Origin of the sequence: Caldanaerovirga acetigignens (assembly GCF_900142995.1) — a bacterium.
Lineage (GTDB): Bacteria > Bacillota > Thermosediminibacteria > Thermosediminibacterales > Thermosediminibacteraceae > Fervidicola > Fervidicola acetigignens.
This window is the reverse complement of sequence record NZ_FRCR01000005.1, coordinates 1-26300: the sequence shown is the minus strand read 5'-3', so window position 1 is coordinate 26300 and position 26300 is coordinate 1. Positions and strand designations below refer to the sequence as shown.

Genomic DNA, 26300 nt, shown 5'->3' with positions numbered 1-26300 from the left:
GTCTACTACAATATATGCAGGCCGTTTTTTGGTGGTTACATTGGGGGATTCAAATGTTTAACCATTCTCGCGAACAGGGCGCTGGAAATGGCGATGCTCACGAAATTCACAAGGTCGTTGTTGATGAATTTGTTGATTTTGCCCGCGGCAGGCATTATAATATTAATGCAAACATACGTTCGAGAAGGTGGTTTTATGCTCACCATCCTCCACGTGGACATGAATGCCTTTTACGCTTCATGCCACCAGGCGCAAGACCCCTCGCTCAGGGGAAGGCCCGTGATAGTCGCCGGGGACCCCAAAAAGCGAAACGGCATAGTGCTCACCGCCTCCTATGAGGCGAGGAAGTTCGGGGTAAGGACCGCCATGCCCCTCTGGGAGGCAAAGAGGCTGTGCCCTAAAGCGGTTTTTCTAAAGCCCGACTACCGGCTCTACGTAGAATTCAGCCACTGGGCGATGGAAATCCTAAAAAAGTTTACCCCTCTTGTGGAAGTCTTCAGCATAGACGAGGCCTGGCTGGACGTGGAAGGATGCGATGGGCTTTTCGGGGATGCCCTGACTATAGCGGAAAAAATCCAAAAATCAATGATGGAAGAACTTTCACTGCCCTGCTCCGTGGGGGTCTCCTGCAATAAGCTTCTTTCAAAGATGGCCTCGGACATGAAAAAACCTATGGGCATTACAGTCATAACCCCCGACGACGTGCAAAAGATGCTCTGGCCCCTGCCGGTGGAGGAACTATACGGCGTGGGTCCCAGAATGGCGAAACACCTAAAAAAAATGAACATAAACACTATCGGGGACCTGGCGAGGATTCCCGCAGAATTCCTGCAGGCGGCCTTCGGAGTGGTGGGGCTTCGCCTTCACCGGTGGGCCAACGGCATCGACGATTCTCCGGTGGACCCCCATTCCGCAGATGAGGCCAAGTCCATGGGCCATTCGGTGACCTTGCCGCAGGACATCACTACCCGCGAGGAAGCGGAGGCCGTGCTGCTTTCCCTTTCCGAACAGGTGGGAAGGAGGGTGAGGTGTGGCGGATACGTGGGGAAGGTGGTGACCGTTACCCTCCGGGACTCTTCCTTCGTCACCGTGACCCGCTCCGCCACGGTTCCCTACACCAACCTTACCGAAGACATTTATAGGACCGCAAAAAAACTCTTACACTCCAACTGGGACGGGAAAACGCCCCTTAGGCTCTTAGGGGTGAGCCTTTCCGGGCTCATAAAGGAATTCGACCAGATTTCCCTGTTCGCGGAGGACGAAAAGAAAAAGAGGCTCGACCGGGCCGTGGACGAAATAAGGGAAAGATTCGGGGATGATGCCATCTTCCGGGCTTCCCTTTCGTCCCGGGACCTTTTGGGACAAAAGGGAAGCGTGGCTTTAGGACCTTTCTTGAAGCGAAATTGAGACCTCCGCCTCATGGAATTTTATTTAAAAAGATTTATCATAAAAGCAAAATAGAAAGAAATGTAAAAATGTTCGATGAGGGGGTAAAAAGATGGCTCTTATCAAAAACCTGTGGGCGGATGAAAGAGGACAGGCTATGGCCGAATACGGACTCATTCTAGCTCTGGTTGCCGTGGTGGTCATCGGCGCGCTGACGCTACTCGGGAACAATATCAGTGCAAGATTTAACGAAGTAGCTGGTGAGATAGGCCCTAATACTTCGACCCCATAAGCCCAACTATCTTTTTCCAAAAGGCCCTACTTAATTTTCAAGTAGGGCCGATTTGTAACTTTAGTTTTTTTGCAAAGAGGGATGAAGGTGGTTCTTGATGCACTGCTTTTTGCCTTGCTCGGCATAAGCGTTTATACCGACTTAAAGCACAAAAAAATATACAACATCGTTCTTTTGCCTGCGGTGGTGGTCGCGATTTTTTTGAACTTCTACTTTTTAGGGATTAGAGGAGGTCTAGAGAGCCTCAAGGGGATGCTTTTGGGGGCACTGCTTTTGATTTTGCCTTTCGCATTGGGAGGAATGGGAGGCGGAGACGTCAAGCTGATGGCGGTGGTGGGGGCTTTTAAAGGACCCGCTTTCGTGTGGAATGCCTTCATTTTTTCTGCGGTTGCCGGGGGAATTTTGGCCCTGGCGGCGATGGTTGCGGAAGGGAAAGTCCTTTGCCGGTTAAGGGCGGTCTTTTTAACCCTTTTTTCCCTTTTGGGCTTCATCCCCCGGGGGCTCGACTTGCTCGATAGCGGGAAAAAAAGCTCGCCCTCCCTTCCTTATGGTATAGCCATTGCCGCGGGCACCCTGATGGCTTATCTATGGGGGAGGTGAAGCCGGGATGGACGTAATGAAACTTTTTCGTTCCCAGCGCGGCCAAGCGGTGGTGGAATTCGCACTGGTGCTGCCCCTTCTTGTGCTCATCCTTTTCGGTGTCATGGAATTCGGAAGGATTTTTCACACTTATATTGTGATAACCAACGCTGCTCGGGAAGGGGCAAGGCTGGGGGCGGTCGGCAAATCGGATTCCGAAATAAAGGCCGGGATTTACGAGGCAGCAATGCTTCCCGAATCCGACGGGAGGCTTCAGATAACGAAACTTGAGCCGGAAGAGAGTTTACGGGTACCCGGAATCCCATTTGAGGTGGAAGTGACCTACTATCTCACTCCGGTTACGCCTCTTTTTTCCAGTTTTTTACCCAATCCAGTGGTGCTTAAAGCCGCCACTGTAATGAGGGTGGAGTAAAATGAAGAAGATTATCGGTATGATGCTTAAGGATGAAAGGGGAACCGTGGCGCTCCTCGCAGCCGTCATGATGGCGGGCATGCTCGGCATGGCGGCAATGACCGTGGATGTGGGGAAAATAGCCCTCGAAAAGGCAAGGCTCAAGGCCGCCTGTGATGCTGCGGCCCTTGCAGCAGCGCGAGAGCTGCCTTCCGGGGACTCGGCCGTGGCAAAAGCCCGGGAATACCTGGAGTACAACGGCGTTTCGCCCGAAGAGGCATCGATTGCCGTGGACATCGGACAGGGCCGGGTGACAGTGGAAGCAAGAAGGCTCGTGAACTACAGTTTCGCGAAGGTGCTGGGCCTTGAGTCGACGTGGGTCAGCGCCAGGTCTTCCGCCGTGTTCGGCGCCGTTTCTGCCATGAGCGGCATTGTGCCTTTCGGTATTCCCGACCAGGTGCTGGAGTTCGGGCGTGAATACCGGCTGAAATCTGCTCCGGCTGAAGAGTATTCCCCGGGGAATTACGGCGCCCTGGCCCTGGAGTTTAGGGGAGCTTCCAGCTACGAAAATAACTTAAAATACGGCTACAAGGGGTTTATAAGGGTCGGCGACTGGGTGTACACAGAAACGGGCAATATGTCGGGGCCTACTGAAGAAGGCGTCAGTTACCGGTTAAACGCATGTCCCCACTATCCGAAATGCACTGTGGACCATTATGACCCGAACTGCCCCATGATAATGATGGTGCCGGTTTTTGACCCCGAGTCCCTGGCAGGAGGCAGAACCCAGGTTAGGATAGTGGGATTTGCGGCTTTCCTCCTCAAGGGAGTCGAAGGCTCCGGGGGAGAAAACGTGGTTACGGGGTATTTTCTAAGGACAATACCTCAGGATGGACTGAAGTTTAACATAGATCCAAGCCAACCCAATTATGGACTGGCAGCAGCAAGGCTTATCGAATAAATTGGGCGTGGAAACGGAGGATTAAGATGAGGAATAAGTGGATTTTCGTCTTGTCGCTGATTTTTGCACTGGCTGCGGGTTACGGGGTTTACGAGTATCTAGGAGAAATGAAGGCTTCCTATACCTCCACGGAAAATTTAAGACAGGTGGTGGTTGCGAAAAAGAAAATCCCTCCAAGGGTCATAATTACAGAAGATATGGTAGAAGTCAGGGAAGTACCAGCAGCATATTTGATTGAAGGGACAGTCACCGAAAAAAAGAGTGCGGTAGGGAAACTCAGCCGCAGTGAGATATATCCGGGGGAGATGCTGCTTTCTGCTAAACTGCTGGACAGAGCCTCAACTGGAGCAGGGCTCTCTGCCAAAGTGGAGCCGGGGAAAAGGGCGATTTCAATTCCGGTAGACAATGTCGTGGGACTTCACGGGCTTATCAATACCGGGGACCGCGTCGATGTCATAGTCACTTACGCGCTGCCGGAACAAAAAATCACCGTAACGGCAAGCGTGGTTCAGAACGTGCCTGTCCTCGCGGTGAACGCCAGCCTGGATACCCCCGCCCAGCTCAAGGAAGAACCGAAAACCATAACGTTGATGGTAGAACCGAGGGATGCAGAAAAGATTGCGCTCGCCATCCAGCAGGGGAGCATCCAGTTGGTTCTGCGCTCGCCTCAGGATAATAAAATAAACCCGCTTTCCCCAGTCAGCCTTCAAAAAATGCTAGAATAATGGGGTGTTAAAAATGCCCATAAGGGTTTTGATTGCCGACGATATACCTACAACGCGAGAGGATATAAAGCGCCTTTTGTACTTCGAAGAAGATATCGAAGTGGTGGGTGAGGCCATAGATGGGCAGGATGCAGTGAGTATGGCAGTAGAGTTGAAACCTGATGTGGTGTTGATGGACATCAACATGCCGAATTTAGACGGCATCGCGGCTACCGAACAGATTGCGATAGTGGCTCCCCAGACGGCTATAATAATAATTTCGATTCAGGGAGAATACGAATATCTGAGGAAGGCCATGGCAGCAGGGGCCAGAGAATACCTGGTCAAGCCCTTTTCCGCAGAAGAACTTGCCAATGCCATCCGGCGAGTGCATGAGGCTCAAAAAAGGAGAAACGCACTTATCGCAAACTCTTCTGCGGTAAATTTGTCGAATTTTCCTGTTAAGAAAAAGGGGAAGATTATTACCTTCTTTTCAACAAAAGGAGGAGTAGGCAGGACTACTCTTTCGTGCAACCTGGCTGTGATGTTGGCACAAGAGACCAAGAAGGATGTGGCGCTTTTAGATTTTGACCTGGAATCCGGAGATGTCACCATAATGCTTAACATTTCTGCAAAGATGAGCCTGGCTGACCTGGCAAAAGAAGAAGAGAACATCGATATAAAGGCAGTGGAAGGATTTTTAATACCTCATATTTCTGGAGTAAAAGTGCTGCCGGCACCGCTCTCGCCGGAGCAGGCGGAGCTCATCACCCCCACTCATGTGGAGCAGCTTTTAAAGGTCATGAAAGAAAACTTCGATTTTTTGATAATCGATGCCTCGCCGCTTTACAGCGAAATTAACCTCATGGTGCTGGAAAGAAGCGATATTGTGGTGTTGGTTTTGACCCAGGAACTCACGTCCATAAAACATGTGAAAACAGACGCTGAAATATTGAAGAAATTGAACTGCGACTTTAAGATAAGGTTCGTTTTGAACTGCCACGATAACGAAGGAATCAAGGTTAAAGATGTGGAGCGGGCTTTGGGTAAGCCGATTTTGGCTGTTATACCAGCCGATTCGAAGACTGTGAAAAATGCCGTAAACCAAGGTATTCCTTTTGTGATGGCACAACCTAACGCTAGGGTGGCAGAGGGTATAAAAGAGCTCTTTGAAAAGCTTGAACTCAAAAATGAGGAAATTCAGAAAGACAAAAAAAGACCGCTCATCATGCGCATGTTCAGTTTGTGAGGGTGATGAAAGATGTCGCTGTTAAAAAGGCTAGAAGTAGCCAAAAATGTTGTCGAAAAAAAGAATCCCCGTTTGGAATTGGAATTTAAGGCAAAACTCCATAGAAAAATTGTGGATGAGCTTAAAGAGTTTCCAACTGAAGAAAAGCAAGATGGAGCGAAAATGAAGAGAAAGATAGAAGAGCTGGTGGAAAAATATCTGGCTGAAGAAGAAAATAATACATTTTTCAAGGTAGACAAGATTAAAATTTCAAGTGAAATGATCGACGAAATACTAGCTTATGGGCCAATAACCCCTTTTATCAATGACCCTGAAGTAAACGAAATAATGGTTAACGGTCCATACAAAGTATACGTGGAAAAAAACGGAGTTTTGGAGCTCACTGAGGTGACTTTTAGGGATGAAGAACACGTTATGAACATAATTGAGCGGATAGTGGCCCCTATAGGTCGCAGAATAGATGAGAGCATGCCCATGGTGGATGCCAGGCTTCCCGATGGCTCCAGGGTGAATGCCGTGATTCCGCCTATATCTCTGATAGGTCCGGTAATAACGATTCGTAAATTCTCTCAAAGGCCGTTGACTGTAGAGGATTTGATAAGATTCGGAACGTTGACGCCTGAAATGGCTGCTTTTTTAGAAGCTTGTGTAAAGGCAAGGCTCAACATCTTGGTCTCCGGCGGGACGAGCAGTGGGAAGACGACGACTTTGAACGTGCTTTCCTCCTTCATTCCTCCAACCGAGAGAATAGTAACAATAGAGGATGCGGCTGAACTTCGACTGCAGCAGCCCCACGTGATAACCTTGGAGAGCAGGCCACCTAACATTGAGGGGAGGGGCGAGATAACAATAAGGGATCTGGTTAGAAACGCCCTGAGGATGAGACCGGATAGAATTATAGTCGGTGAAGTGAGAGGCGGTGAGGCATTAGATATGCTCCAGGCCATGAATACGGGTCATGATGGGTCGCTTGCTACGGGCCATGCCAACTCGCCCAGGGACATGCTCTCGCGGCTGGAGACCATGGTGCTGATGGCTGGTGTCGACCTGCCGGTGAGGGCTATACGAGAGCAGATTGCGTCGGCAATTGACCTCATAATACACCAGAGCAGGTTGAAGGACGGCTCGAGGCGCATCACCAGCATTGTGGAAGTGCAGGGCATGGAAGGCGACGTTATAGTTCTGCAGGACCTTTTTACCTTCCGCCAGACCGGCGTGGGGGAGGACGGAAAGGTGAAAGGCGTTTTCGAAGCCACCGGGGTCCTTCCGAAGTTCATGGATAGATTTGAGGCATACGGATTAAATCTTCCGAGAGAGGTATTCTTTACCTCGACTGTAGAGGAGGGCTCGGATGTCTGCACAAAAAATAGCAATTTTAACCTTTACCGCCGTATTTCTGGCTTTAATAGGGTTAAGTGAAATAATATTCCCCGACAGGAAACGGATGAACGAACGTTTGCGGCAGATCGGAGAGACTGGAGTAAGGAAAAAGCAAAAGGTTACCGCAAGGCAGGATTTGAGAAGTCTTTGGAGAGATTTTCTGAGATGGGCCGGAAACCTTTCGCCCACGAGGACTTTAGGCAGAGTCCTGGATAGGAAGCTGACCGAGGCCGATATTCCTTTAAAAGGTGGCGAATTTATCGTAATGGTTGCTCTTTTGGCAATGGGCAGCGGAGCTTTTGTCTTTGCCGTTGCCTTTGACCTGAAGCTTTCGCTGGTGGCTGGAGCTTTTTCCGGAGTGATCCCGCTTATTATGGTGAACGGAAAAAGACAGCGTTGGCTCGCACTCTTCAACCATCAGATGTGCGACGCCCTCACGCTCCTTTCAACTTCTCTTAGGTCCGGCTTCAGCCTAATGCAGGGCATGGACCTGGTAGAAAAAGAACTTCAGGGGCCTGTGGGCAAGGAATTTGGGAGGACCTTAAGCGAAATAGGGCTTGGTACGTCTACTGAAGAGGCATTAAAGAACATGGCGGCAAGAGTGAACAGCCGGGATCTGGACCTTGTAGTAACAGCAGTGCTTATCCAAAGGCAGGTGGGTGGGAATCTGGCAGAAGTTTTGGACAATATTGCTTCTGTAATTCGCGAGCGGGTGAATATGAAGCGGGAGATAAGGGCCCTTACCGCGCAGGGACGGATGTCAGGGCTTTTAATTGGTATACTTCCATTGCTCCTTTGCCTTTACATAATGCTTACAAATCCTCCGTATCTGCTGGAGCTGTTCACAGAGCCACTGGGCCGCATTATGCTGGTAATAGCAATAGTCGGTGAAGTGCTCGGATATTTGACGATTAGAAAAATTGTGGACATCGATGTATAAAGAGGTGAGAAAATGGAGCGCATATTTTTGCCAGCCGGTATCTCCGGCTTAGCTTTTATAGCGATGTATATCACGTTGAAATTTATTTTGGAAAGACGGGTTCGGGAGAAAAAGAGATTAGAAGAAATAGTGGGGACTTCTCCGGTTCCGATACGAGAAGTGGAACTTTCTGTCCCCATTTTTCGCCGCGTTTTCAAACCCATATTAAAAAATACTGCAAGATTTGCTGTAAGACTCTTACCCCTTTTTGACGAAGAAGTCCTAACAAAAAAGTTAGTCGAAGCGGGAAGGCCTTATAACCTTTCGCCGAGGGAATTTGTGGCGTTAAAATTCCTCTTAAGTGGGTTCCTGGGAGTTGCTATATACTTGGGACTTGAGATAACCGCCTTTCCCGTTATTCAGCACCTTGCCTTATCGGCACTTGGAGGACTCGGAGGGTGGTTGTTGCCCGACGCATTTCTCAATTCGTTGATTAAAAAAAGGAAGGAGAATGTTGAAAAAGAACTACCGGAAGTGTTAGATCTCATTACCGTCTGCATCGAAGCAGGGCTGGGCTTTGATGGGGCGATGACAAAGGTGGTAGAAAAATACAGCGGAATACTTTCAGAAGAGATGTCTCAGGTTTTGTCTGAGGTCAGGATGGGAAAACCGCGCAGAGAAGCTCTTAGAAAGATGGCTGAAAGACTGGATGTGGACGACCTGTCTTCTTTTGTAAGCTCTGTGATAATGGCTGAGCAGCTTGGCATAAGTATGGGTAATGTCATGCGGGTCCAGTCTCGGGAAGTCAGGAACAAAAGGCGACAGCGCATTCAGGAAGCAGTCATGAAGGCACCTATTAAAATGCTCATCCCCATCGCGGTTTTTATTTTCCCTTCCTTATTCATAATCCTTTTGGGCCCGGCGGTCATCCAGCTCATGCGGGTTTTTGGCCGGTAGGTGATTTTTTTGAAGGCGGTAAATAGGACAAAACAAGTGATTCTGGCCGAAAAGGTTGATTCGGTCACAGGCATAAGAAGATTCATTGGCCTAATAGGCAGGAAACATCTGGCAAGCGGCGATGGACTTCTTCTTATGCCCTGCCAGGGCGTTCATACGTATTTCATGAGATTTTACATCGACGCGGTGTATCTCGATGAAAACGGCAGGGTGGTGAGGGTGGTGAATGATATGCCCCCTTATACTCTGGGGCCTGTGTTAAAGAGGGCAAGGGCGGTGTTGGAATTAGCTGCGGGAACATGCCGCAAAACCGGCACGGAAGAAGGCGACCTGGTGGAATTCTTGCAGGAGGGGGATGAAAAGTGAAGAGGATTGGATTTAGAAAGATAAATTTTTCTTTGGGCTTTCGCCTGAGCATGGGGTTTACCTTAATTTTAACCCTGCTTTTAGGGGTTATGGGGACAACAATTTACCTTCGGGACAGGGAAGCCTTTATAGAAGAATTCAAAAGCCGCGGATGGGGTATAGCGAAGGCTGTAAACGGTTATGCATACCAGACTATAAAGACTCAAGATAGCAAACTCCTTTCCGGAATAGTAAACAGCTTGGTGAATGAAAAATACGTGATGCAAGCGGCTTTGCTCGAAAAGGACGGCAAGGTCCTGGCGTCGGCAGGCTTAAAAGCCCCGATTCCCTCAAATATTAAACTGTCCGCCCAAGGATGGTCGAAAATTATGAAGGATGAAAAGGGGAATGTAAAAGCGGTGGTATTTTTGTCGCCTGTGACCGCGGAGGATGGCACAGTGGGAGGTTACCTATACCTTCTTTGTAATTTTTCTCCCATTGCCGAGTACCTTCAAGAAACGATGCACTATATAATAATCAACTACGCTGCGGTATGCCTTATCGGACTTTTGATGGTAAGACGAGTTATACGCAATTTCGTGGAAAAGCCCGTCAAAGCCTTGATGGTAGCAACAGAGAGGGTTTCTATCGGCGACTTTTCCCAAAAATTGCAAATTATAAACAACGACGAACTAGGGCGGCTCGCTTGTGCTTTTAACGCTATGATGGACCAGCTTGGGCTGCTTTTCGGCAACATAAAAAACATTACGAAAGATATGATCCATAACTCGGATTTAATAAGCCAGCGCTCGGCTTATGTGGAAAGATATGACTCGAGTGACCCTGATGCCGGGAAAAAATCGGAATTGATGAGAGAGATAGCAACGGCCGCAAGGCGCATTGCGCGCATTGGCAACCAATTGGATTCTCTGGTTCAGCAATTTAAGACAACTTCTTGAGTTTTTATAAAGGGAAACGGACATTTTATAGCGAATATAAATTATGAAGCAATATTCTGGTGGCGGTGACGGGTGCGAAATGGTGGACATTACAAAACTTGAAAAAATAGTGAACAAGACGAGAAAGATAGTAGAAAAGAGCAAGGAAGAGCTTTACCAGTTGGGGGAGTCTGCCAGGCGGGAGTACGAACGCACTAAATACGAACTGGATTCTGTAAAAAAGCAAATATCGGAGATTATAAGAGAAGTGGAAAAACTGGAAGAAGAATACATGAAAGCGCGGCTTTACTTGATGGAGGTAAGCAGGGAATTTAAAAAGTACAGCGAAGAAGAGATAAAAAGTGCCTACGAAAAGGCCCACGAAAAGCAACTGGAGCTTCTGAGCAAGAGGGAAAAAGAAAAAATGCTGAGGCTTACGCGGGATCACCTGGAGCGAAATTTAAAAAATTTGGAAGCTACCATAAAGCGGGCGGAAGAGCTGATCGTCAACATAGGCATGGTGCTGAAGATTCTAGGCAACGACCTGGAGTTGATAAGTGTCGAAATAGGTGAAATCCAGCAAAGGCAGGCCCTTGGATTTTCCATAATCATGGCCCAAGAGGAGGAAAGGAAGAGGGTGGCCAGAGAAATTCACGATGGTCCCGCCCAGAGCCTTGCCAACATAGTGATGAGAGCGGAGTACTGTTTGAAGCTCATGGAGTTGGACCCTTGCAGAGTGAGAGAGGAACTTATGGCTTTGATGGAGATGGTGAGAAAAAGCCTTCAGGATGTGCGAAAGATAATTTTTGACTTGAGGCCGATGTCGCTGGATGACCTTGGACTTGTGCCGGCACTTAAAAAATATGTGGAAATATTTCAGAACGATTGCGGGATTTTCGTGGAACTCACTGTTTTAGGGGTAGAGTATCCGCTAGAAAGCGGTCAGGCAGTGGCCATATTCAGGGTTATACACGAGGCCATGACGAATGTAAAAAAATATGCAAGAGCTTCTCAGGTTGTAATTAAAGTAGAATTTCTCAAAAACAAAGTCAATGTGCTCGTAAGGGACAATGGTGTCGGTTTTGATGTGGAAAAGGTTTTTTCAGAAAAGCAGGGGAAAGCTTTCGGTATAATAGGTATGAGAGAAAGGATTCAGCTTTTAAATGGGAGGTTTGAGATAAAGTCCTCTCCTAACCGCGGAACGGAAGTGTTTCTAAGCGTTCCTGTAGCGGCGAGATAAGCAAATTGGGGGCGGAGGGATCTGAAACTATGGAAAAAGAAAAAATAAGGGTTATTGTAGCGGATGACCATGCTCTGGTAAGGGAAGGTATCGTAAAGATCATCTCTCTTGAGCCGGATATTTTAGTCGTGGGTGAAGCGTCCGATGGAGAAGAGGCTGTACAGCTTGCTGTTTCTCAAGAAGTCGATGTGGTTTTGATGGACATTAATATGCCGAAGATAAATGGCATCGAAGCTACAAGAATCATAAAAAGCAAAAAGCCTGAAGTAAATGTGATCGCCCTTACAATACACGAGCAGGAGGATTATCTTTTCGAAATGATAAAAAATGGAGTTTCGGGATATGCGTTAAAAGATATACGGCCAGACGAACTGATAGTTACTATTAGAAATGTCGCGAAAGGGCAGGCCTTTATTCCGCCTTCACTTATTCAAAAGGTATTTGAGGAATTTAAGAGGCTTTCAAGGACTCGCGAAAGTGTGGTTAATGCTTTTGACCTGACGGAGCGGGAAATAGAAATCCTCCAGCACCTGGCCCGAGGTCTTTCCAACAGGGATATAGCAGAAAAGCTCTTCATAAGCGAAAAAACTGTGAAAAACCACCTGACCAATATTTTTCAAAAAATGGGTGTAACGGATAGAACGCAGGCCTTGCTTTTGGCGATAAAACACGATATCGTTAAAATAGAAGTATAATTTTAGGAGGAGTAACTCTTGATACTCGTCGCTACTTCGGGCTATTCTTATCGGGACTGGAAGGGGAAATACTACCCCGAAGACATGAAGGAAAGCGACATGCTTTCCTTTTACAGCAGGGAGTTTCCTTTTACCGAGGTCAACTCCAGTTACTACAGCCTGCCGTCCCCATACATGTTTTACCAGATGATGAAAAAAACCCCGGAAAACTTCATTTTCGTGGTAAAAGCTTACGGTGGCATGACCCACCAGGGAGACCTGAGTGAGGCAACAGTGAGCAGGTTCAAAGATGCCTTAAAGCCGCTTGCCGAAGCAGGAAGGCTTGGGTGCGTGCTGGCCCAGTTTCCTTACAGCTTCCACAACACGGAAAAAAACAGGGACTACCTCAAAAAGCTGAGGGAAAGGCTAGGGGAACTCCCCTTTGCCGTGGAGTTTCGGTCAGACGACTGGCTGAGGCTTGAGGTTTTAAAGCTTCTTCGGGAAAACGGCATGGCCTTCGTTTGTGTGGACGAACCGCCGATAAAAGGCCTTCTACCCCCCGCAGTGATAGCGACCAGCTCCATAGGTTACGTGCGGTTTCACGGCAGGAATGCAGAAAAGTGGTATAACCACCAGAAGTCCTACGAGCGGTACGACTATCTATATACCGAAAAGGAACTGGCCGAGTGGGTACCCAGGATAAGGGAACTTTCCCGCAAGACCGAAGTAATCTTTATAGCCATGAACAACCACTTCAATGCTTCGGCGGTGTTAAACGCAAGGCAGCTCCTCGGGCTCTTAAAGGAGGCAGGATTATGAGCAGCACACCTTACAAAATGATAGCCTTAGATGTGGACGGGACCTTGATTTCCAGCGGATATACCGTATCCAGCCGCACCCGGCAGGCTCTGAGAAAGGCCATAGAGATGGGGCTTATAGTGACCCTCGCAACGGGCCGCTTTTGGGGAAGCGCGGTGCGCATTGCGAAGAGCATCCCCGTAAACGCGCCGGTAGTTTCAAACGACGGTGCTTTGATAAAGGACGTGCATTCGGGGAAGGAGCTTTTTTACCGGCCTCTTTCCCTCGAAGTGGCAAAGCACGTATTAAAGGGGGCGGGGCGGTACCCGAGCTTCGAAGTGCAAATTTTTCTGAAAGAAAGAAAGATCTTTTCGGGCACGGCCTATTGGAAGATGCAGCTTAGACGCTATTTTCGCTCCGCAAAAAGATTTTCGTTTCTGGGTTTTTACAATTACATGAAGGACTTTGTGCTGTTGCCGGTAGAGAATGCCGGGAGCTTGGAAGGGGCCTTAAAGCTTTTAAAAGAAGCGCCTACGAAGATAGTGATTTCTGGAAATCCGGAGGAGATAAGGGAATTTTCCAAAGAACTTACAAAAGACCTGGAGGACGGGATTTACATAACCTCCGCTATAAAAGACAGCATTGACATTTTGGAAGGCAGCGTGTCAAAAGCAAAGGGCCTTGAGGTGCTGTCGGGAATTTTAGGCATAAAAAGGGAAGAAATAATCGCTGTGGGAGATAATTTTAACGACCTTGAGATGCTTAGATTCGCAGGACTCGGGGTGGCAATGGGAAACGCGCCGGAGACGGTAAAGCAAAAGGCGGATTTTGTTACGGCAAAAAACGACGAAGATGGGGTCGCGTTTCTAGTGGAAAGCGTTTTGTTTCCCGATAGGCGTACAAAAATTTACACCGGGGCTACGCCAACCGGCTGAGGGCGAACATAATTTTATTTCAAAGGGTATCCGACAGGATACCCTCTCAATTTAATCCATATCTTTCTAAAGCGCTTTTTACAATGGCTCCGATGAATTCGGCTCTGTTCATGCCAAGGGTTTTCGCCATATAACCCATGTACCCGTGGTGGGTGCCGTCCTTCGACATGGTGAGCCCGGCGAAGGTGTTTATCTCAAGGAAGTACGGCACTCCATCATCGCCGAGGATCATGTCTATTCTCGCGTAATCCCTGGCGTTCAGAACTTTGTAAATCGCAAGGGCGGCTTCTTTTACCCGCTTTTCTTCTTCCTGCGAAAGCCTGGCGGGACAGTGGATTATCTCATTGTCATACATCTTGTGCTCAAAAGTATTGGTTTTTACGGAATTGTACTCGATTTCCACCAGGGGCAGCACCCTAGGATCTTTATAGCCGATGATTCCGACGGTTATCTCCCTTCCTCTGATGAATTCCTCTACGAGTGCCGCCTGGCCAAGTTTTCCCGTTATCTTGGCCACCACCTGCGGTAGGTCTTCGGCTCTTTCCACAATGTTTTCCTCGCTTATTCCGGCACTGCCGCGGCCCCGGACAGGCTTTACAAAGAGGGGAAATTTGAGGTCGTGGTTTGGAATTTTTTCTGGGTCCTCCACCACGATGAATCGGGGAGTGGGGAGGTTGTGAAAAGCCACTATCTTTTTTCTTGCGGCTTTATCAAGCGCTACCAGGTCGATGCCGGATCCGGCGAAGGGGATGCCGAAGGCTTCAAGAAAGGCCACCTCCTGAAGCGACGAGGCGTTGAAAACCAGGTCTACCTTTTCTTCCAGCACTTTTTGCAGAGTTTCCATCGGGTTTTCGCTTTTCCACTCTATTAAGACAGCGTCGTAACCCGCCTCTTTTATCGCCGAGTAGTGCTGGGAGGCCTCTTCGTAGGCGTCGTCGTATATGTTTTCTCCCGAGACTTTCATCTGAAGTTCCACGTTGCGGAATTTGCGCCAGAATACTCCTACCTTCATCACATGAACCCCCTTCTTTTTAAGATGTTAGAAGTTATAGGTTAAACAAAAAAAGCTATGGAGGACCATAGCTTCGAGGCAAAATTTCCCGGCAATCTACCCCCCCTCTTTAACGCTTGCGAGGTTAGCTGACGGGTTCGGGTCAAGAGGATAACCCTACCCCTTCTTGATACAGGAACTTCTCCCATAAAAGAAGGAGATTCACCCCAAAAAAGTGGGTCCCCCGCTTCCTTCCTCTCAAAGGGAAGGAATTCAGCGATTTTAGAAAATTCACTTGTATACATTATTCTACCATGGTATAGGGGACAAGTCAATTATAAAAATTTAATTTTCACTTATCGAATTTGGACAAAATTTGCTATAATTTGATATAATATCCATAAAGCAATACCATCAAATTATCCGGGAGGTCGTAAGATGTTTCAAAAGCCATTGATAACGCTCGCCCTTTTTCTTTCCCTTCCGCCTTCATTGGTGCTTCTTGTCGGGAATTTGCTGACGGGTGCCGCCACTGGGTCCTTGTTAACCGTATTTTTTGTTTTTTTGGCAACATTTTTGGCTGGATATCTGGTGTTAAGGTCTTTGTTTTCCCGGCTTTTTGTGATAGCCGAGGTCATAGAGCAGTTTTCGAAAGGAGAGCTCCCTTCTATAAATCGACTAAAGGGAATGCGGGGGTATTTGTCTTTTCTTGTAAAACCCGTGCTCAATTCTTTTGAGCAGGTCTTTGGGCTCATGGGAAAGCTCCAGAGAGCCTCTGAAGAAATAAATTACTTTTTCGGCCGGTTCAGCGAGAGCATGGGACACATAAATGAAGCCGCAGGGCAGATAGCTACTTCAATCGAAGAAATTGCCCAGGGAGCAGGAGAGCAGGCCGAATCTGCCCAGGAGACATCGAACAACGTGAGCTTCCTTTCTTCGCTGGCGGGGAAGATTGCCCAGCAGACAAAAGAAAGGGAAATGGGGATAAAAACCATAATAGAAAAGATTAGGGCAACCAGGGGAGTGTTAAAAGACCTTCTGGAGCAGCTTGCCCTTTCTTCGAAGACCAGCTCCCTTTCGGCGGCTAAGATGAAGGAACTGGAAGGCCTTACTGCAAGTATCAACAATTTTGTCCAGACTATCACGGAAATAGCTGACCAGACAAATCTCCTTGCGCTCAATGCTGCTATAGAGGCGGCCAGGGCAGGAGAGCAGGGGCGTGGATTTGCGGTGGTTGCCGAGGAAGTGAGAAAACTGGCGGAACAGTCCGGAAAAGCGGCAGAAGAAATTAAAGAACTTGCCGAGAAAATCCAGAAGGAAGCAAAAGACACGGCAGCTCAAGTAGAAAAAAATCAGCAGGTGGTGAATGAAAACATAAAAAAGGGGAATGAATCAATGGCCGCTTTTGACGAGATTGTGGAAGAAATTTCGGGCTTTAAGATTTCCATGGATAAAATAGGCAATTTAGTCAGCGAACAGGAGGAAAAGGTGCAAAAAGTGCTTCAGACGTCGGAAAAAATGGCCGCGGTTTCCCAAGAGACGGCAGCGGGAGTGGAGGAGATAGCCGCTTCCAGCCAGGAACAAAAGAACATGGTGAGGGCTATAACCGATGAGGCATCAAAACTCAGCCGCATGGCGGGCGAATTCATGGAGATTTCCGAAATGTACAGCAGAAATTTCAGGCTTTCGGATGAAGTGATGCAAAAAGTAGAATTTGTGAAGGAAAAATTAATAAAACTCGCTGGAGAAAGCTTTGTAGTTAATGGAGAGGAAAAGGTTTGGCCTGAGAATTTTGAAAAAATAAGACGGGAAAATCCCGCCGTGCTGGAAATCGTGCTCTTGGACGAAGAAGGAAATGTGAAGTTTTCTACCGGCGAACTTCCGATTAAAAACCTGGCTTTCAGGCCCTGGTTCCAAAAGGCGGTTAAGGGTCAGGTGTACATCTCAAAACCGTATATAGACATCGCCTCAAATCGCATGACGGTGACTGTTTCTGCGCCTATTATAGGAGACGGAGGTCGGATAATGGGAGTGCTCGCGATTGACGTGGATATTAGTTGAGCTTTAGGAGATGAGCTGCCTCATTTCCTCCGGAGAAAGTACTTTCTCTATCACCACGGAGAGCTCTCTTTCTAAATCGCATATTTCCCCTGAAGGCAACACCTTGACTTTAGGCCTGAAGGGGAGGGAGTCGTTTTGGGATACCACGCAGGCGACTTTGCCGTTGCTTAGCTTTACCATTGTGCCCACGGGGTAGGGCTTTATGCAGGACAAAAGAGCGTTTACCGCCTCTTTGTCAAATTTTGAATTGCACGAGGCAAGGAGCATCTCGTAAACTTCGTGAGCCGGGAAGGCCTTCCGGTAGACTCTGTCTGTGGTCATGGCGTTATACACATCGGATACTGCGCAGATGGCAGAGAAGAGGTCTATTTCCCCAGCCTTGAGCTTCCTCGGGTAGCCGCTGCCGTCATACCTTTCGTGGTGGTTTAAGATAATTTTTTTTGAGCGGGGGTGAATGGCATCCCCTTCCCTTTCTTCTACAAGCTTCCAGCCCTTCAGAGGATGGGTCATCACGGCCTCGAATTCCTGCTGCGTCAGTTTACCGGGTTTATTTAAAATCTCCGGCTTGATGAGAGTTTTTCCCAGGTCGTGCAAAATGGCCCCTACCCCTAATGCGAGGAGCTTTTCCCTTTTAAAGCCGAGTTTTATGCCTGCAAGAAGCGAGAGCACGCACACATCAACCGAGTGGGCGAAAGTATACATGTCGAGAGAGCATAGGTCCACCAACTGGTCTATGACCTCCCTGCCCGACAGGATTTCTTCAAGAAGTACCTCTACGGACTCTTTTATGCTGATGATGGACATGTCTTTCCTATTTACGAAGGAATAAAGCTGCTGCATTGCACCTGCCCTTATTGCCGCGGAGAGCTCTTCTTTGACTTCCACTTCCTTTAAAGGCACAGGCCCTTCTACCTCGACTACGAGTACGTTGTTCTTCTTTAAAGCTTCTATGTAGCGCTTTGTTAGGACTATGTTGCGGTTTAAAAGAAGTTCGCCACAGCTTCCGTACACCGGCTTTTCCAGTTTCATCCCTGGTTTTAGATATGTCGTGGGAAGCTTCAATTTTACAAGATCCTCCTTTAATTGAGGATGCCCCCTTATCCCCCTTCAGGGGATGGGGGCATCGAGCTTATATTATATAATAAATCTTTCGCTTTCCTTTTTCAGGTCCTCCGCAAGGGCAACTAACCTGCTCGCACTTGAGCTTATCGTCTGGGCTGCCGAGCTCATCTCCTGGGCCGATGCGGCGATTTCTTCGGAAGATGCCGCGTTTTCCTCGGAAATGGCGGCAGCATTGGCCACTTCCTCGCTTATTTTCCTGCTGTTTTCGCCTACTGCTTTGGCCTTTTCTTCTATTTCCTTCAGAAGTTCCGACACCTTCCGTGCTCCGTCGGCAATTTTCCTAAACTGAGACATAGCCTCGCCGCCGATGGAAGCCTGCTCCACTATCAAGCCTACCACTTCCTCTGTTACTTTGTTGGAATTCTCGATGTTTTCCACGACCTTTTTCACTATTCTGTTTATCTCGCCGGCCTGCTGGCTCGACTGCTCAGCCAATTTCCTTATCTCCTCGGCGACTACCGCAAAGCCCCTTCCGGCTTCGCCCGCTCTTGCCGCTTCTATGGCTGCGTTGAGGGCAAGGAGGTTAGTCTGTTCGGCGATTCCGGTTATTATGTCGGTTATGCCGGAGATTTCCTTGGCGTGTCCGAACAAGCCTGCCATTGCGGACTTTATGTCTTCTGCTTTGGATGATACGAGGTCCATCTTGCTTATGAGCTCCTGCATGGTTTTGTCCCCTTCTTCGGTGTTATGCGCAGTTTCGGTGGTGTTCTGGCGTATTAACCCGATATTTTCCACCAAAGTTTCGATTCCTTTTGTCGAATTTTCAACTGCGGCCGAAATGTTTTCCGCATTTTGAGCCATGTCCTGGGCACCTTGAGAAATCTGGTTTATAGTCTCTGCTACCTGCTCGGCTGCCTGGGCGGTGTCCTGAGCCCCCTGGGATATGTCTCTGGCAGCAACCTCGAGATTTTCTATCGATGTCTTCAACGCCTCTATTACACTTTTCGTGTTTTCAACCATTCTCTTCAGCGACACGGCCAGAGCCCCGAATTCGCCAAAAAAGTTAGTGGGCACATCAACTCTCATGTCGCCCATCGCTATGGTGTCTGCCACCTTGCTGAGCCTTGCAAGAGGCGTGGATATCTGTCGGCTGAAGGCAAGGGATGCCAGGATTATTATCGCTGCCGCTGCCGCCATTACTAAAAGAGTGTTGAAAATGAAACCTTCAAGGCCTTTATATATTTCCGAAGTAGGTGCGGTCACGCACACCGACCAGCCAGTAAAAGCGACAGGAGAAATGGCTGCGAGCTTTTCCACATTGTCAAATTCGTAATGCACTGCGGCCTCTTCTCCCCTTATCATGCGCTGACCCACCTTATTCAATGACTCGGACCCGGAATTGGTGATATTTAGGGTCATGACCTTGCTCTGGTCGGGGTGGGCGATGACGAGGCCGGTTTTGTCCGCTATGAAGGCGTAGCCTGTATCGGCGTATTTTACCGAGTTCACAAGCTGGCTTAAAATATCGACGCTTATATCGGCGCCTACTATGCCGCTTATACCGTTAGAACCCTTTACTGGAGAAGCTATGACTACAATTTTGTTGCCAGTGAATTTGTCCACCAAGACCTCAGAGACTACCGTCCTCCCTGTCGCAAGCAGGTCCTTAAAGTACTTTCGGTCGTTTATATCTCCTGCCGGGGAAGTAACGTCCTCGTTCACGTAAGAGTAGACCTTTCCATCAGGCGTGGCGTACCATAATGTCTGGACGTCCGAAACCATGGGCTGAATAGTCTTAAGCAACTCTACCAAGCTCTTTATATCCCCGCTTTTTACCACAGGGTTTTCTGCAATGGCCTCGACCATCTTTATCTTTTCTCCTATCCACCACTCCAAAGTGTCGGCTGTATGGGAGGCTTTACTCAACAGCTCCCGGTCCACCGTCCGCATTAAGGTATTGCGCGAAACGGTAAAGTTAAATATGCTCAAGGCAACAAGGGGTAAAAGAGATATTGTGAGAAAAAGGGTAACGAGCCTTGCCCTTATCGAACCTTTCCTCGTGCCTTCAAAGCCTGCACTCTTTCTTTTAAATAGCTTCATCCTTGCATCCCCTCTTTCGCTAAATTTTCCAGCTCTTGTTTTTCCTTTAGGCTCAATATTTCATCGGCTTTAAGGAGGACTACAATCCTTTCTCCCATCTTTGCAAGGCCTTTTATGAACCGGCCTTCGATTTCGAGCACGGCAGGGGGTGGCTCTATATCCTTATCCTCAACATCTGCTACTTCGTGAACATAGTCCACTACGAGCCCTGCAGTCTGTCCACCTACATCGGTCACCAGTATCCTTTTCTCTTCCGGATTTTCATTTCCATATATTCCCAGCTTCTTTTTCAAGTCGATGACCGGGATTATTTTTCCGCGCAAGTTTATGACCCCTTCTATGAAGGAAGGTGCCTTAGGTATGCGGGTTATTTCAGCCATCCTTATAATCTCTTTCAGCTCAAAAATGTCCATTCCGTACAGTTCTTTCCCCAGACCAAAAATGACCATCTTTTCCAATCCTAAAACCCCCTTTCGAAAGAATAAAAGAGTTGAATTAAAAAATGCAGCCTGTGGTAAAAAGGCTGCTAGCTTTATCGAGCCGGCAGCCTGGCGACCGTAGCCCTTTTAAAGAGCCGTAGGCCCATGGCTTTGCGCCCCTGCCTTTCGACAGGTTTGCCTTTTTCGGCGATATTTTGTCGAATATTGCGTCAAAATGCTAGTACTATTCTATAATTTGCCACCAAGAGCTGTCAAGAAAATTTTGCCACAGGTATATTTATGAAGCTCTAGCATAAACCGGAAGGAAAAGGTGATTTTTTTGGCGAATATTATCGTAAAGGAGGGATATTGATGGCGATAAAGTGGACGGAAGACCTTTCGACGGGAATTGAAACGATAGACGAACAGCACAAGGAACTTTTCAAGCGGGTGAATGACCTTATGGAAGCCTGCACAAAAGGAAAAGGTAAACAGGAGGTTGAGAAGGTCATCGGTTTTCTCGGGGATTACGTGGTAATGCATTTCGGCGAAGAAGAGAAAATAATGAAGGCGGAAAGCTACCCGGGTTATGATGGGCATAAAAACCAGCATGAAATTTTCATAAAGAAATTCGAAGAATTTAAAGGAAAGCTCGAACAAACCGGCCCGACGGTTGACCTCGTCGTGAAGATGAACGGCTTCCTGGTTGATTGGCTCATAAACCATATAAAAAAGACCGACAGGGCTTTGGGGGATTACTTGAAAAAATAACATCGAAATTGACGGACTTTTGAGGTGAAAAGCATGATAAAAGTGCTCGTGGTAGACGACTCCGCCTTGATGAGGCTTATTATAAAGGACGTGCTCGAAAAAGACCCGTATATAAAGGTGGTCGATACGGCAAAAAACGGGAGCGAAGCATTGGAAAAAGCAGAGAAGCTTCGCCCGGATGTCATAACGATGGACGTAAACATGCCGGGGATGGACGGACTCTCGGCCCTGGAAAAGATTAAGGAGAAAAAGCTTGGGAATGTGTTGATGCTCTCTTCCGAGACGAAAAAAGGGGCTGATGTGACTTTGAAGGCCCTGGAACTTGGCGCCTTCGATTTTGTGGCAAAGCCTCAAGGGGTGAGACCAGGATTAAAGGATTTCGAAGAGGAGCTAATCGCCAAGGTAAAAGCGGGGGCAAGGACGATAGGGTCTTTTAATGAAAGTCCGGTGAAGATGCCCGAAGAATACATTTTGTCCGACGGCGATATGAAGGCTGTGGTCATAGGAATATCAACAGGAGGCCCAAAATCCATTATGAAAGTGCTCCCCTATCTGCCCGCACGCCTTAACGCGGCGGTGTTTCTCGTGCAGCACATGCCTCCGGCCTTTACGGGCCCTTTTGCAAAAAGGCTAGACGAGCAATGTGCGATTAAGGTAATCGAGGCAGAAGACGGCATGGAGATAAAGCCCGGCGTATGTTATGTCGGCAAAGGCGGTTACAACCTCCTGGTGACAGAAGAAGGAAAGAAAAAGAAGATAGTGCTCACCGACAGTCCTAAGCACCGTTTCATGCCGTCGGCGGATGTCACCATGGAGTCAGTCCTTTCGATCTTCGACAAAGACACTATAGGAGTCCTTATGACGGGCATGGGCGACGACGGAGCCGATGCCATGGTAAAGATAAGGAAATCCGGCGGCAGGACCATAGCCGAATCGCCCGAAACCGCTGTGATTTTTGGGATGCCAAAAGCGGCCATAGACCGAAAAGGTGCGGAATTCGTGCTCCCGAACTACGAAATAGCATCAAAAATAATTGAGCTTGTCGGTGTGAGGAAAGAATGACGAAAAACATAAGCGGCGGTCAAAACCCGCCGCCTTTTGCTAGAATTTGAAGGAGGAGTTTTACGAGTTCCTCCCTGAGATGCTCTTTTTCTCCGTAAGCCAATTTATCTTCGCTGATGCGATGATTGCCTGTTTTATGCCTTTCTTCATAGAGTCCCGCGATGAGCTTTGCGTCTTTAATGTATTCCATGAAGGTCGCTTTGGCGAGCAATATTTTGAGTTCTTTTCCGCTTGAAAGCGTGACCCGGCTGCTCGCACCTTCTTCCGAGATATCGCGTATCTCGTAGTAAGAAAGGTATCCTACTGTTCCGTCGTTTTCGCTCAAAGGCCTTTCCCGGAACTTTACAGGGATAAGGATTAAAGAGGAAGAAAGGGGAATAGGCACGTAATTTTTCCGGTTTACAGCCTTTCCGTAATTCTTCCGAAGGGCGGAAAGGTCGGCCCCGTAAGTCCTGGCTACCCTTTTTAAGACTGTCTTTACCGTTTTCGGTATGAGGTGTTCTCCTCCGTCGGAAGTAATGAGCTGGGTGACGTTTCCCTGGCCATTTTCGTAAACGGGCACTAAAGCCGCGATGCCCGAATGTAAAAAAGTCTCCATGTTCAATTACAACACCTCCAGATTTTGGCGAAGGCGGAACTTTAAGACAATTATAACCAAACAAACGTTCGCTGTCAAGACCAAAAAGAAAAGGAAAACCTGTCACCTGGACATTCGGTTTTCGCCCCTATGACTTCCGAGTGCTTCTGCACCGACTGCGGGGGTATGAAGTAGACGTCCATCAAAAAGAATATAAGCTCCTTCAAGGCTTTGATTTGGGCTGGCGTAGGTGTGGTATGGCCTTTTTTGCCTTCAGGGTTGTCTTTGGAAGAAAAGTTACCCGTGAGGGCTATGCCTATAGCCCTTGAGTTCATCCCCGCAGCGGCGCAGTGGGCCCCAGGGGCAAAGTCAGGCCTGCCCCTTTCCACGGTGCCGTCGGCCCTTATAAGGTAGTGGTAGCCGATGCTCACTACGGCAGCTTCGCCTTCGCAGGGGAAACCCCGTTTTCGGTATTCTTCTACCAGGGAATGGGGCTCCGATATCTTTATGCCGTAACCCCTTGCGGCGTGCATCCTGTTTATCTCTAAGGCCGAAACGTCATGCCCTGCGGTATGGTGAACCACTATAAAGCGAGGGTATTGCCTTTCCATGTCCTTTATCCTCTTGCCCAAACCGTAACTTGCTGTTTGGGCAGCTGGGCTATTTTTGTCCGCCTTTTTAAAGAGCGCCCTTCCCAGCAGGCGGTATTAGGCGCTCCAAAGCTTATTTTGGGATTTTCAGTCCTTCTATAACCTTTGAAAGCTCGTGGATGCTGACCGTGAGGCTCTCCATCTTGGATTCTATGCGCACGAGGAGATATATAGAAACCACGATGGGAAAGCCCACGTTGGCAACCTGAGCTATCAGTTCTTCCATTGTCGCACCTCCTTCAGGTTAAATTAAAGCCCCGGGCGAAAGCCCGGGGGAGAATTATCCGGCGGATATTATTTCCACGGCGTCTCTTATGATTATCCTGGCCCCGAGGGCTTTTACGATGTCACCGCCGCTCGTTGAGAAGATGTTCTTTGCGACCACCAGGTCCATTACCGGCTGCACTTCCTCGGGAGTCAAGTTTTCCTTCGGGTCGGCGATTTGAATCCTCGAGGTTTTACCAGCCTCGTTTTGGAAGCTGAGCTCTAAGGTCTTTGCCATCCGTTTCACCTCCTTCCTTACGAATTACCGGCTTTCGTTACTCCTCGGTCAGGGCGATTTCCACCACCTTTACGATGGAGTCCACCGGGTGGGACTGAAGGTCGGCGAAGGCCTTTGCCACCGCCATCACGTCGTCGTCCACGGCGGAAGGCTTCAGGTTCCTGAAGGACCTGGTCCTTGTTACGGGCCTTCCGCCTTCGTCGGTCCCGGTCTGGACCACAACCTGCAATGTGGCGTCCACGGGAGTTGCGATAACCGCCATCTGTTTCACCTCCTTTCGCTTGCAATTTCACTTTCATTATATCCGGCAGCGGAAAAAAACAAAAAAACCGGCCGGGAGCGAGAAAGCTCTCCGACCGGCTTCGGGAAGGTGGTATTTTTGCATTTTTAGGCTGTGCGGCAGGGCCTATGGAGCTTAACCGGCTTTATCATGAATTTGCCTGGGGTGAGTCATTTAATTTCTTATCTCTTATTCTTATTCTTATGTCCGGAGGCAGAATCAAACACCAATATCAATGGTTACCGAAGTTTCTTTACGCCCGACTTCTTTGGAAAGTGCATATAGTATTAGTTGATTCAAACTAACACCTTGCTCCTGCGCAATTTCAACCAATTCTTTATGAAGCTTTTTTGGGATTCTTACTGTTAATCTGCCGCTATAATCCTCTTCATCTTTATAAAAAGTAGGTTCAGGGATAGGTCTGCCTTCGGCCTTTGCTGCTTCGATCCATGATTCTATAGCCTCTTTTGCATTTTTTATAGCTTCTTCAAGAGTATCACCGTCAGCCATGCAGCCTGGAAGGTCGGGAACTTCTACAAAAAATCCTCCACCATCTTCTTCAGTCAATACACTTATCTTCAGGCCATATTTGTAATTTTCACTCATTATTCTTTACCTCCTTGAAATGCGGGTTCACTTCATCAAAATATTTCATACATTTTTTAACATAAATAGGTTTTAAAGGCTTACGCCCACCTCTCGTATCTATAACAATTCTTATATCTGGAAAATCTGGATGTGTAAAAATCCAGTGATCGCCTTTCCCGGGTCTATCATTAAAACCTCCAACTTTTGTCATGAGAGTCCGAAGCTCATCGAACATTACATCTTTGGGATTATTTTTAATCTTAAAATAAAGTTTTTCATAATAACTCATATAATACCTCCAGAGGATAAGAGAAATAATGACACTATATATGATATCATATTTAGATAAAAAGTCAACTAAAACAAAAAAGTCGGGCGGGTGCGGGCGAGCTCTCCGACCGGCTTCCGGAAGATGGCATTTATGAATTTTTAGTGTGCATGGTCAGACTTTTTGCATTCTTCATCGCCATTCACTCCAACTATCAATTCTAGAGCCTTTTTATACCTCGGGTATACGTCGGCGTATTTACGGCTGACCTTCTCTATGAGGTCTGAAACCACATCATCGTCTTTTATGAATATCGGTATTCCATGCCGCAGAATTTCGAAAGCAAGGATTACGTTAGCGTGTGCTACTGAAACAAGGTCAAAGGGATGCCCTTCGAAATTCCTCAAGGCAAGGTGCAGCCTTTCCAAAAAAAGTTCGAGTTCCTTTTCAGAGCTTGCTGCCCCGGGAATCGTTATTATCCCTAAATCTATGTCGCTTTCAGGCCTCATTTTGTCGACGGCGGAGCCGAAAAGATATACTCCGGCGATTTCGTCGAAACGGTAAAGTTTTTCTGTCACATAGGCCTTCAGCTTTTCGCGGTCGATTTCGATAAGTTCTCTGGGCATTTTCGATTCCCCCTTTGATATAAAGCCCTTAACAAAATTCTATTCCAGAAAATGAGAAAGTCAAGAAAATTGATGACATTGCCGTATAGGTCGGCTATAATATGGTATAATATATTCGAAAGTCAGCAATTTCCAGCGCCAGAGGTGGCGATTATGAATTTTGCGGATCTAAAAGAAAAAATAGTGCCTTTGCTTAAAAAGAACGATGTTGTGAATGCAGCCGTATTTGGTTCATACGCGCGGGGAGAAGAAAAACCAAGTAGTAGACCCCCATGCCGCAACAAATGCGGCACCAGCAGAAGATGAAAATGCCCTTATGATATAATCAGTACGCGGCTGGTGAAGGCAGGTCGCTACTACCTTGGTGCCTCGAGCCCGACAAGTAGACAGACCACAACGACCAGGTGCACCATAGATTGTTGCTCCCTTTTAGGGAAGCACGCAGGATAGAATAACCCCTTATGGTTGTTGCACCAGCCCTTCAAAACTAAAGCCGCTAAGGAGTTGTTTTTTATGGATGTGGTTTATTCTCACGTTTGTGGCCTGGACGTTCATAAAAAGAGCGTCGTGGCTT

32 protein-coding genes and 2 riboswitches are annotated in these 26300 nt (G+C 47.8%); of the genes, 20 read left to right on the top strand and 12 right to left on the bottom strand.

What is annotated here, in order from left to right:
• Window positions 1–165 precede the first annotated feature (165 nt).
• The 16 genes from BUB66_RS04915 (at window position 166) to BUB66_RS04840 (ending at window position 13769) form a co-directional block, all read left to right on the top strand.
• Window positions 166–1407, top strand: a complete 1242-nt coding sequence (locus BUB66_RS04915) for a DNA polymerase IV (protein ID WP_244269752.1) — start codon at window positions 166–168, stop codon at window positions 1405–1407.
• A gap of 91 nt (window positions 1408–1498) precedes the next feature.
• Window positions 1499–1678, top strand: a complete 180-nt coding sequence (locus BUB66_RS04910) for a Flp family type IVb pilin (RefSeq protein WP_073255579.1) — start codon at window positions 1499–1501, stop codon at window positions 1676–1678.
• Between the two features lie 81 nt (window positions 1679–1759).
• A complete protein-coding gene (locus tag BUB66_RS04905; protein WP_073255576.1) occupies window positions 1760–2278 on the top strand; it encodes an A24 family peptidase in 519 nt (172 codons plus the stop codon).
• Between the two features lie 7 nt (window positions 2279–2285).
• The gene (locus BUB66_RS04900) at window positions 2286–2690 is read left to right on the top strand and encodes a TadE/TadG family type IV pilus assembly protein (RefSeq protein ID WP_073255573.1); all 405 of its coding nucleotides are present in this window, start codon (window positions 2286–2288) and stop codon (window positions 2688–2690) included.
• A gap of 1 nt (window position 2691) precedes the next feature.
• Window positions 2692–3630, top strand: coding sequence for a pilus assembly protein TadG-related protein (locus BUB66_RS04895; RefSeq protein ID WP_073255570.1), 939 nt, complete (start codon window positions 2692–2694; stop codon window positions 3628–3630).
• A 26-nt stretch (window positions 3631–3656) separates the two neighbouring features.
• Complete coding sequence (gene cpaB / locus BUB66_RS04890) at window positions 3657–4355, top strand: Flp pilus assembly protein CpaB (protein ID WP_073255567.1); 699 nt, start codon at window positions 3657–3659, stop codon at window positions 4353–4355.
• Window positions 4356–4368: 13 nt separating this feature from the next.
• A complete protein-coding gene (locus tag BUB66_RS04885) occupies window positions 4369–5583 on the top strand; it encodes a CpaE/TadZ family protein (protein WP_073255564.1) in 1215 nt (404 codons plus the stop codon).
• Window positions 5584–5595: 12 nt separating this feature from the next.
• Window positions 5596–7002 (top strand): TadA family conjugal transfer-associated ATPase, encoded by a 1407-nt coding sequence (locus BUB66_RS04880; protein ID WP_073255561.1) that lies wholly within the window; start codon window positions 5596–5598, stop codon window positions 7000–7002.
• Window positions 6935–7903: a type II secretion system F family protein gene (locus BUB66_RS04875; protein WP_073255558.1), complete on the top strand. Its 969-nt coding sequence runs from the start codon at window positions 6935–6937 to the stop codon at window positions 7901–7903. Before BUB66_RS04880 ends, BUB66_RS04875 begins: the two co-directional genes overlap by 68 nt.
• A gap of 12 nt (window positions 7904–7915) precedes the next feature.
• Entirely contained in the window at window positions 7916–8839 is a 924-nt protein-coding gene (locus BUB66_RS04870) for a type II secretion system F family protein (protein WP_073255555.1), read from the top strand.
• Window positions 8840–8848: 9 nt separating this feature from the next.
• A complete protein-coding gene (locus BUB66_RS04865) occupies window positions 8849–9205 on the top strand; it encodes a DUF192 domain-containing protein (RefSeq protein WP_073255941.1) in 357 nt (118 codons plus the stop codon).
• Entirely contained in the window at window positions 9202–10143 is a 942-nt protein-coding gene (locus BUB66_RS04860; protein WP_073255551.1) for a HAMP domain-containing protein, read from the top strand. Before BUB66_RS04865 ends, BUB66_RS04860 begins: the two co-directional genes overlap by 4 nt.
• A 43-nt stretch (window positions 10144–10186) precedes the next feature.
• Window positions 10187–11362, top strand: coding sequence for a sensor histidine kinase (locus BUB66_RS04855; RefSeq protein ID WP_198409362.1), 1176 nt, complete (start codon window positions 10187–10189; stop codon window positions 11360–11362).
• A gap of 29 nt (window positions 11363–11391) precedes the next feature.
• Window positions 11392–12057, top strand: a complete 666-nt coding sequence (locus BUB66_RS04850; RefSeq protein WP_073255548.1) for a response regulator — start codon at window positions 11392–11394, stop codon at window positions 12055–12057.
• A gap of 18 nt (window positions 12058–12075) precedes the next feature.
• Window positions 12076–12855, top strand: a complete 780-nt coding sequence (locus BUB66_RS04845; RefSeq protein WP_073255546.1) for a DUF72 domain-containing protein — start codon at window positions 12076–12078, stop codon at window positions 12853–12855.
• Complete coding sequence (locus tag BUB66_RS04840; RefSeq protein ID WP_073255543.1) at window positions 12852–13769, top strand: Cof-type HAD-IIB family hydrolase; 918 nt, start codon at window positions 12852–12854, stop codon at window positions 13767–13769. Before BUB66_RS04845 ends, BUB66_RS04840 begins: the two co-directional genes overlap by 4 nt.
• Before the next feature lie 46 nt (window positions 13770–13815).
• Here the strand turns inward: BUB66_RS04840 and BUB66_RS04835 are convergent, their stop codons facing one another.
• A complete protein-coding gene (locus BUB66_RS04835) occupies window positions 13816–14781 on the bottom strand; it encodes a D-alanine--D-alanine ligase family protein (protein WP_073255540.1) in 966 nt (321 codons plus the stop codon).
• Window positions 14782–14879: 98 nt separating this feature from the next.
• Window positions 14880–15049, bottom strand: a riboswitch (cyclic di-AMP (ydaO/yuaA leader).
• Window positions 15050–15198: 149 nt separating this feature from the next.
• Between BUB66_RS04835 and BUB66_RS12830 the strand changes: the two genes are divergently transcribed.
• Complete coding sequence (locus tag BUB66_RS12830) at window positions 15199–16821, top strand: methyl-accepting chemotaxis protein (RefSeq protein WP_073255537.1); 1623 nt, start codon at window positions 15199–15201, stop codon at window positions 16819–16821.
• A gap of 3 nt (window positions 16822–16824) precedes the next feature.
• Here the strand turns inward: BUB66_RS12830 and BUB66_RS04825 are convergent, their stop codons facing one another.
• From BUB66_RS04825 to BUB66_RS04815, 3 genes are all read right to left on the bottom strand, one after another.
• The gene (locus BUB66_RS04825) at window positions 16825–17883 is read right to left on the bottom strand and encodes an HD-GYP domain-containing protein (RefSeq protein ID WP_084098798.1); all 1059 of its coding nucleotides are present in this window, start codon (window positions 17881–17883) and stop codon (window positions 16825–16827) included.
• Window positions 17884–17955: 72 nt separating this feature from the next.
• Complete coding sequence (locus BUB66_RS04820; RefSeq protein WP_073255535.1) at window positions 17956–19983, bottom strand: methyl-accepting chemotaxis protein; 2028 nt, start codon at window positions 19981–19983, stop codon at window positions 17956–17958.
• Entirely contained in the window at window positions 19980–20432 is a 453-nt protein-coding gene (locus BUB66_RS04815) for a chemotaxis protein CheW (protein WP_073255932.1), read from the bottom strand. Before BUB66_RS04815 ends, BUB66_RS04820 begins: the two co-directional genes overlap by 4 nt.
• A 90-nt stretch (window positions 20433–20522) precedes the next feature.
• Window positions 20523–20612, bottom strand: a riboswitch (cyclic di-GMP riboswitch).
• A gap of 162 nt (window positions 20613–20774) precedes the next feature.
• On the opposite strand from BUB66_RS04815, the gene BUB66_RS04810 reads away from it, so the two are divergent.
• On the top strand, window positions 20775–21173 hold the full coding sequence (locus tag BUB66_RS04810) for a bacteriohemerythrin (protein WP_073255532.1): 399 nt from the start codon (window positions 20775–20777) through the stop codon (window positions 21171–21173).
• Between the two features lie 33 nt (window positions 21174–21206).
• Entirely contained in the window at window positions 21207–22235 is a 1029-nt protein-coding gene (locus BUB66_RS04805; protein ID WP_073255529.1) for a protein-glutamate methylesterase/protein-glutamine glutaminase, read from the top strand.
• Window positions 22236–22254: 19 nt separating this feature from the next.
• On the opposite strand, the gene BUB66_RS04800 is transcribed toward BUB66_RS04805, so the two are convergent.
• The 8 genes from BUB66_RS04800 to BUB66_RS04765 form a co-directional block, all read right to left on the bottom strand.
• On the bottom strand, window positions 22255–22839 hold the full coding sequence (locus tag BUB66_RS04800; protein WP_073255526.1) for a competence protein ComK: 585 nt from the start codon (window positions 22837–22839) through the stop codon (window positions 22255–22257).
• A gap of 68 nt (window positions 22840–22907) precedes the next feature.
• Complete coding sequence (locus BUB66_RS04795) at window positions 22908–23423, bottom strand: peptidoglycan recognition protein family protein (protein ID WP_073255523.1); 516 nt, start codon at window positions 23421–23423, stop codon at window positions 22908–22910.
• 112 nt (window positions 23424–23535) lie between these two features.
• Complete coding sequence (locus BUB66_RS04790) at window positions 23536–23688, bottom strand: YvrJ family protein (RefSeq protein WP_073255520.1); 153 nt, start codon at window positions 23686–23688, stop codon at window positions 23536–23538.
• A gap of 54 nt (window positions 23689–23742) precedes the next feature.
• Entirely contained in the window at window positions 23743–23964 is a 222-nt protein-coding gene (locus BUB66_RS04785; RefSeq protein WP_073255517.1) for a DUF2922 domain-containing protein, read from the bottom strand.
• A gap of 37 nt (window positions 23965–24001) precedes the next feature.
• On the bottom strand, window positions 24002–24226 hold the full coding sequence (locus BUB66_RS04780) for a DUF1659 domain-containing protein (RefSeq protein ID WP_073255514.1): 225 nt from the start codon (window positions 24224–24226) through the stop codon (window positions 24002–24004).
• A gap of 237 nt (window positions 24227–24463) precedes the next feature.
• Complete coding sequence (locus BUB66_RS04775) at window positions 24464–24850, bottom strand: type II toxin-antitoxin system HicB family antitoxin (protein WP_073255511.1); 387 nt, start codon at window positions 24848–24850, stop codon at window positions 24464–24466.
• Window positions 24843–25121, bottom strand: coding sequence for a hypothetical protein (locus BUB66_RS04770; protein WP_073255508.1), 279 nt, complete (start codon window positions 25119–25121; stop codon window positions 24843–24845). The genes BUB66_RS04775 and BUB66_RS04770 overlap by 8 nt, the downstream gene beginning before the upstream one ends.
• Window positions 25122–25261: 140 nt before the next feature.
• Complete coding sequence (locus BUB66_RS04765) at window positions 25262–25726, bottom strand: nucleotidyltransferase domain-containing protein (protein ID WP_073255505.1); 465 nt, start codon at window positions 25724–25726, stop codon at window positions 25262–25264.
• Window positions 25727–25777: 51 nt separating this feature from the next.
• On the opposite strand from BUB66_RS04765, the gene BUB66_RS12010 reads away from it, so the two are divergent.
• The gene (locus tag BUB66_RS12010; protein WP_143156216.1) at window positions 25778–26032 is read left to right on the top strand and encodes a hypothetical protein; all 255 of its coding nucleotides are present in this window, start codon (window positions 25778–25780) and stop codon (window positions 26030–26032) included.
• Window positions 26033–26300: the final 268 nt, after the last annotated feature.